Source organism: Thermohalobaculum sp. (assembly GCF_058622915.1).
This window is the reverse complement of record NZ_JBZSYN010000146.1, coordinates 1-5,793: the sequence shown is the minus strand read 5'-3', so window position 1 is coordinate 5,793 and position 5,793 is coordinate 1. Positions and strand designations below refer to the sequence as shown.

The window sequence follows — 5,793 nt, the reverse complement described above, 5'->3', positions numbered from 1 at the left end:
GGCACGGGCAACGTGCCGCCCTATCGCGGCCTGGCCTATGTGGTGTTCGAGGACCTGCCGCTGGGCGCGTTCGGCAACCGCATCCCGCAGCTCAACTTCGAGGTGTTCCGCAGCGCCGAGAGCCTGTCGGATCCGAACGCACCTGAGGCGGGCCGCCCGCTCAAGGAGCTGGTCCGCGGCGTGGCGCTGTCGCCCGGCAGCGGCGAGTTCGTGCTCGACCCCGAGCCGGTGCAGTATGGGTATGCGGGCGGCGGCGGCGTCTATGCCAACATCAACAATGCCGGCGGGCGGCCCGATTTTCTCGAGGCGATGGACCAGCTCGACGGCGAGCTGCCCTCGGCCGGGGCGGTGTCGCTGCTGGTCGCGTGGTTCGGCGACGACCTGCGTTGCGACCGCTGCACCGTGCGGCCGCGCATCGAGGAGCCGGGACGCCACGCCAAGCCCGATGACTGGTCGGCCGCCGGCCTGACCACGGCGACCGCGCTGCCGGTCAGCCGCGACGCGAACGACCGGCCGAACTTCGGCGGCACGCCGTCGGATGCCTCGGTCATCCGCGCGATCGGGGAGCTCAAAGCGCGCGGCAAGAAGGTGATGCTTTATCCGTTCCTGCTGATGGACATCCCGTCGGGGAACGCGCTGGTCGATCCCCATACCGGGCAGGTGGGCCAGCCGGCCTTTCCCTGGCGCGGGCGGATCACGCTCGAGGCTGCGCCCGGCACGGCCGGGTCGACGGACCAGAGCGCTGGCGCGGCGGACGAGGTCGCAGCGTTCTTCGGCACCGCGCGGGCGGCCGACTTCGCGGTATCCGCCGCGGGGGTGAGCTATTCGGGGTCGGCCGAATGGAGCTGGCGGCGCTTCGTGCTGCACCTGGCGGCGCTGGCGAGCGCGGCGGGCGGGGTCGATTCGGTCTGCCTCGGCAGCGAGCTGCGCGGCCTGACCAGGGTCCGCTCGAGCCGCACCGCCTATCCGGCCGTGGACGAGCTGGGTGCGCTCGCGGCGGAGGTACGGTCTCTGTTGCCGAACGCGAAGATCGGCTACGCGGCGGACTGGAGCGAATATTTCGGACACCATCCGCAGGACGGCACCGGGGACGTGCTGTTCAACCTCGATCCGCTGTGGTCGGACGCCAACATCGACTTCATCGGTGTCGACGACTACGCCTCGCTGGCCGACTGGCGCCATGCCCGGACGCATGCCGATCTGGAGGCCGGGTATCAGTCGGTCTATTCGCTGGACTATCTGAGCGCGAACGTCGAAGGGGGCGAGAACTACGACTGGTACTATGCCTCCGACTCCGACCGGGACACGCAGCTGCGCACGCCAATCGCCGATAGCGGCTATGGCGAGGACTGGGTGTTCCGGCCCAAGGACCTGCGCGGCTGGTGGAGCAATCCCCACTTCAACCGCATCGACGGCGTGAGGCAGGCGCAGCAGACCGCCTGGGTGCTCCAGTCGAAGCCGATCTGGATCACCGAGACGGGGTGCCCCGCGCTCGATCTGGGGGCGAATCAGCCGAACCTTTTCTCGGACGCCAAGAGCTCGGAGAGCGCGCTGCCATACGGCTCGCTGGGCGTGCGCGACGACGAGATGCAGCGGCGCTTCCTGCAGGCGAAGCTGGGCTACTGGTCCGACCCGCAGAACGTGCCGGTCTCCTCGCTGACCGGGGAGCCGATGATCCCCGCCGACCGCATCTTCGTCTGGACCTGGGACAGCCGCCCCTGGCCGGATTTCCCGGTGCGCACCAGCATCTGGGCCGACGGCCCGGCGCACCGGCTGGGGCACTGGCTGACCGGGCGTGTCAGTGCCAGCGGGCTGGCCGAGGTGGTGGCCGAGATCTGCCGCCGCGCTGGGCTCGACGACGCCGACGTGGCGAGCCTCTACGGTGTGGTCGACGGCTACCTGATCGAGCGCAGCGAGAGCGCGCGCGAGGCGCTGCAGCCCCTGATGCTGGCCTACGGGTTCGATGCCTTCGAAAGCGGCGGCAAGGTGGTGTTCCGCATGCGTGCCGGCGCACCGGTGCGCACGGTGCCCGAGGACGAGCTTGTGGCGCCGAAGGGGCAGCACGGCTCGGCGCTGGAGCGCACCCGGGCCTCCGCCGGCACGGCGCCCGACGTGGTGCGCCTGAGCTATGTGCAGGCGGAGAGCGACTTCCGCGTCGGGGCCAGCGAGGCCCGGATTCCCGGCGGTAGTCTGGCGCGCCTGAGCGAGAGCTCGCTGCCGCTGGCGCTGCCCGGCTCGAAGGCGCAGCAGGTGGCCGACCGCTGGCTGGCCGAGAGCCGGCGTGCCCGCGATGGCGCCACCTTCAGCCTGGCGCCGACCGAGATCGACCTCGAGCCCGGAGAGATGGTCGAGATCCAGCGCGCGGCGGCGCTGGAGGCCTACCGGATCGAGCGCATCGTCGACACCGGCGCGCGCGAGCTCGAAGCGGTGCGCGCCGACGCCGGGCTGCATCTGCCCAACGTTGCCCCTGAGCGCAACCTCGAGACGAACCTCGCCGTGCCGCCCGGTCGGCTCAGCGTCGTCTTCATGGACCTGCCGCTGGCGACTGGCAGCGCCGAGGATCATCAGCCGCGCATCGCGGTTGCGGGCGAGCCGTGGACCGACCGGGTGTCGGTCTACCGCTCGGTGGACGACAGCGCCTACGAGCTGATCGCGACGCTGGCCAAGCCGGCGGTGATCGGCGCGACGCTGGATTCGCTTAAGCCGGGCGCGCCGAACCGCTGGCAGCGGATTTCCGTGCAGCTCGGCACGCAGACCGGGATGCTGGAGTCCGCCGACCGGCTGCGGGTCCTGAACGGGGCCAACCTCGCCGCACTCGAATACGCGCCGGGGGCCTGGGAGATCGTGCAGTTCCAGGGCGCCGAGCTGATCGCCCCGGGTACCTACCGGCTTTCGACCCTGCTGCGCGGCCTGCACGGGACCGGCGCGCTGAGCACCAGCGAGATCGCCGCGGGGGCGCGATTCGTTCTTCTGGACGACGCGGTCGTGCCGCTTCCGATGCGGCTCGACGAGCGCGGACTCGCCCGCCACTACCGCGTCGGGCCGGCGCGCTACGCGCTCTCGCACCCAAGCTACCTGCATTCGGTCGAGAGCTTCGCGGGCATCGGCCTCAGGCCGTTCGCGCCGGTGCATCTGCGGGCGCGGCGCGACCCGGCCACAGGCGACCTGGAGCTGGGCTGGGTGCGCACGGCCCGCTACGGCGCCGACAGCTGGCAGAGCGTCGAGGTGCCGATGACGGAAGAGCGCGAGGCCTACCGCCTGCGCCTGATGACCGGCGGCGCGCTGCTGCGTGAGGCCGAGGTGACGACGCCCGGCTTTGTCTACACGGCGGACATGCAGGCGGCCGATGCCGCCGCGGCGCCGCTGGAGGTGCGGGTGGCACAGCTTTCGACTTCCTTCGGATACGGACCAGAGAGGGTGTTGATCACCGATGAGTAACTCTCCCAGAATCGGCCTGCCCTACCTCGACGCGGCGCAGGCGCAAAAGCACGTGACCATGAACGAGGCGCTGGCCCGGCTGGACGTGGCCGCCGGCGCCACGGCCGAGACGATGACGCTGGCCACGCCGCCCGCCTCGCCCGCCGAGGGCCAGGCGCATATCGTGCCGGCCGCAGCGGGCGGTGCCTGGGCCGGCGAGGACGGCAAGCTGGCCGTCTTCCTGAACGGCGGCTGGGACTTCATCGCGCCCTGGGCGGGCTGGAGGCTTTGGATCGCCGACGAGTCGGGCTATGCGATCTTCGATGGCACGGACTGGAGCCTGACGAGCCAGCCGGCCGGGCCGGGCGGCGCGCTGACGCTGCTGCGCCAGGTCGAGCTCGATCATGTCATTGCTCCGGGCGCGACCTCCCAGACCGCTGCCTTCATCCCGGACAAGGCGATCGTGCTGGGCGCGACGGCGCGCGTGATCACGCAGGTCGGCGGTGCCCCGTCCTGGTCGCTGGGGGTCGGCGGCGCGACGGACCGCTATGGCAGCGGCATCGGGGTCGACCTCAATGCCTACGTCACCGGCGTGACTGGCTCGCCGCTGGCCTATTACGGCGGCTCGGCGCTGCTGCTCACCTCGGAGGGGGCGGATTTCACGGGTGGCACCGTGCGCCTCGCCGTGCACTACTTCGAGCTCTCGCCGCCGCGCCCGGCCTGAGCCGCCGCGCCGCCCCCGTTCAGGTGCCCGCGGCGCACTGCACGCAACACGGTGTCGCCGGGTCGAGCTCGAGCCGGCGCACCGGAATTTCCTCCCCGCATTCCACGCAAAGCCCATATCCGCCCGCATCCATGCGGGCCAGCGCGGCATCGATCCGGCGCATTTCCGCCGCACGCTGCCGCGAGCTCTCCAGCGCCATCGCCTGCACCTGGAGCGCATCCATCCTGCTCAGCCTGCCGACCGCCTGCTGATCGAGCGCCACCGGCGCCCGCTCCCCCGACGTGCCGCGCTCTTCGGCGCCGAGCTCCTCGCGCCGCCGCATGAGCGACTCGCGAAATTCCGTCTCGCGGGATGGCTGCATCAGTGGAAATCTTTCCTTGCTCCGTCTATCTCCATCCCAGATGATTGCACTCCCGAGCGCAAGGGGCAGGGCGGAGAGACGACGATGACCTCAGAGTCAAAGCTCAAGACCGACCTGAAGGCGGTCGATCCCATCTGGCACCAGGTTCGCGAGGAGGCGGCAGCGCTTGCCAAGGCCGAGCCCTTCATGGCCAGCATCGCGCATTCGGTTGTGCTGCACCACGACACGCTCGAGCGCGCGCTCAGCTACCGGATCGCGCAGAAGCTGTCCTCGCCGGAGATGTCGCCGCTGCTGCTGCGTGAGATGGCGGACCACGCCTATGCCAGCGAGCGCACCATGGGTGCGGCTGCCCGCGCCGACATCATCGCGGTCTATGACCGCGACCCGGCCTGCCACCGCATGCTGCAGCCGCTGCTCTACTTCAAGGGCTTCCTGGCGCTTCAGGCCTACCGGGTCGCGCACCATCTGTGGAACAACGGGCGGCAGGACCTCGCGCTGTTCCTGCAGATGCGCAGCTCGGAGGTCTTCAGCATCGACATTCACCCCAATGCCCGCGTCGGCCGCGGCATCATGATCGACCATGCCCACGCCATCGTCATCGGCGAGACGGCGCAGGTCGGCGATGACGTCTCGATGCTGCACAGCGTGACGCTCGGCGGCACCGGCAAGGAGGGGGGCGATCGCCACCCCAAGATCGGCGACGGCGTGCTGATCGGCGCCGGCGCCAAGGTGCTCGGCAATATCAGCGTGGGCAACTGCGCGCGGATCGCGGCCGGATCGGTGGTCCTGCAGGACGTGCCGCCGCGCAAGACCGTGGCCGGCGTTCCGGCCCGTGTCGTGGGCGAGGCCGGCTGCGAGCGGCCCTCGCACTCGATGGATCACCGCGTCACCGGGATCAGCGGCGCCTGAGGCCGCAGCGCCTGAAAACCGGAAACGAAAAGGGCCCCACCGCGCGCGGCGAGGCCCCGTTTCGCCCGACCGCGGTCAGGCGTCGACGCGGCGGCGCCGGCCTTCGCGGCGCCCGCGGGCGCCGCCCGCCTCTGCCGACTCGCCCGGCGCCTTGTTGAAGCGGATCCAGGCGGCCCCGTGCGGGTCGTTGTTCGCAAGCAGGTTCGCGGCGCGGATGGCCTCCATCTCGTTCGAGGGCGACGGCTTGCGCCGGCCCATCCCAAGCAGCGCCACCACCGCGTCGAGATCGAGGCTCTCCTTATCCGGCACCGGCACGCCCAGGGCGCGCAGAGCGGCGAGGCGCTCCTCGATCTTGGTGTCGCTCACGCCCGGCTGAACCGGG

Annotated in this window: 4 protein-coding genes and 1 pseudogene; 3 read left to right on the top strand and 2 right to left on the bottom strand. The window is 71.0% G+C overall.

The annotated features are described in order from the left end of the window. Together AC32QD_RS11410 and AC32QD_RS11405 are read left to right on the top strand one after the other, a co-directional pair. Nucleotides 1-3,438: baseplate multidomain protein megatron (locus AC32QD_RS11410; protein ID WP_492010625.1), on the top strand; the 3,438-nt coding region annotated here is incomplete at its 5' end. Then, the gene (locus tag AC32QD_RS11405) at nt 3,431-4,141 is read left to right on the top strand and encodes a DUF2793 domain-containing protein (RefSeq protein WP_492010624.1); all 711 of its coding nucleotides are present in this window, start codon (nt 3,431-3,433) and stop codon (nt 4,139-4,141) included. The genes AC32QD_RS11410 and AC32QD_RS11405, both read left to right, overlap by 8 nt. A gap of 19 nt (nt 4,142-4,160) precedes the next feature. On the opposite strand, the gene AC32QD_RS11400 is transcribed toward AC32QD_RS11405, so the two are convergent. Continuing rightward, nucleotides 4,161-4,463, bottom strand: a complete 303-nt coding sequence (locus AC32QD_RS11400; protein WP_492010623.1) for a TraR/DksA family transcriptional regulator — start codon at nt 4,461-4,463, stop codon at nt 4,161-4,163. A gap of 123 nt (nt 4,464-4,586) precedes the next feature. Between AC32QD_RS11400 and cysE the strand changes: the two genes are divergently transcribed. Next, on the top strand, nt 4,587-5,411 hold the full coding sequence (gene cysE / locus AC32QD_RS11395; protein ID WP_492010622.1) for a serine O-acetyltransferase: 825 nt from the start codon (nt 4,587-4,589) through the stop codon (nt 5,409-5,411). Between the two features lie 75 nt (nt 5,412-5,486). Here the strand turns inward: cysE and AC32QD_RS11390 are convergent. Next, nucleotides 5,487-5,793: pseudogene (locus AC32QD_RS11390) on the bottom strand (methyltetrahydrofolate cobalamin methyltransferase); the annotation flags it as partial.

Coding starts and splice junctions, on each gene's coding strand:
- AC32QD_RS11405 (WP_492010624.1), top strand. CDS start 3,431: ATGAGTAACTCTCCCAGAATCGGCCTGCCCTACCTCGACGCGGCGCAG.
- AC32QD_RS11400 (WP_492010623.1), bottom strand. CDS start 4,463: ATGCGGCGGCGCGAGGAGCTCGGCGCCGAAGAGCGCGGCACGTCGGGG.
- cysE (WP_492010622.1), top strand. CDS start 4,587: ATGACCTCAGAGTCAAAGCTCAAGACCGACCTGAAGGCGGTCGATCCC.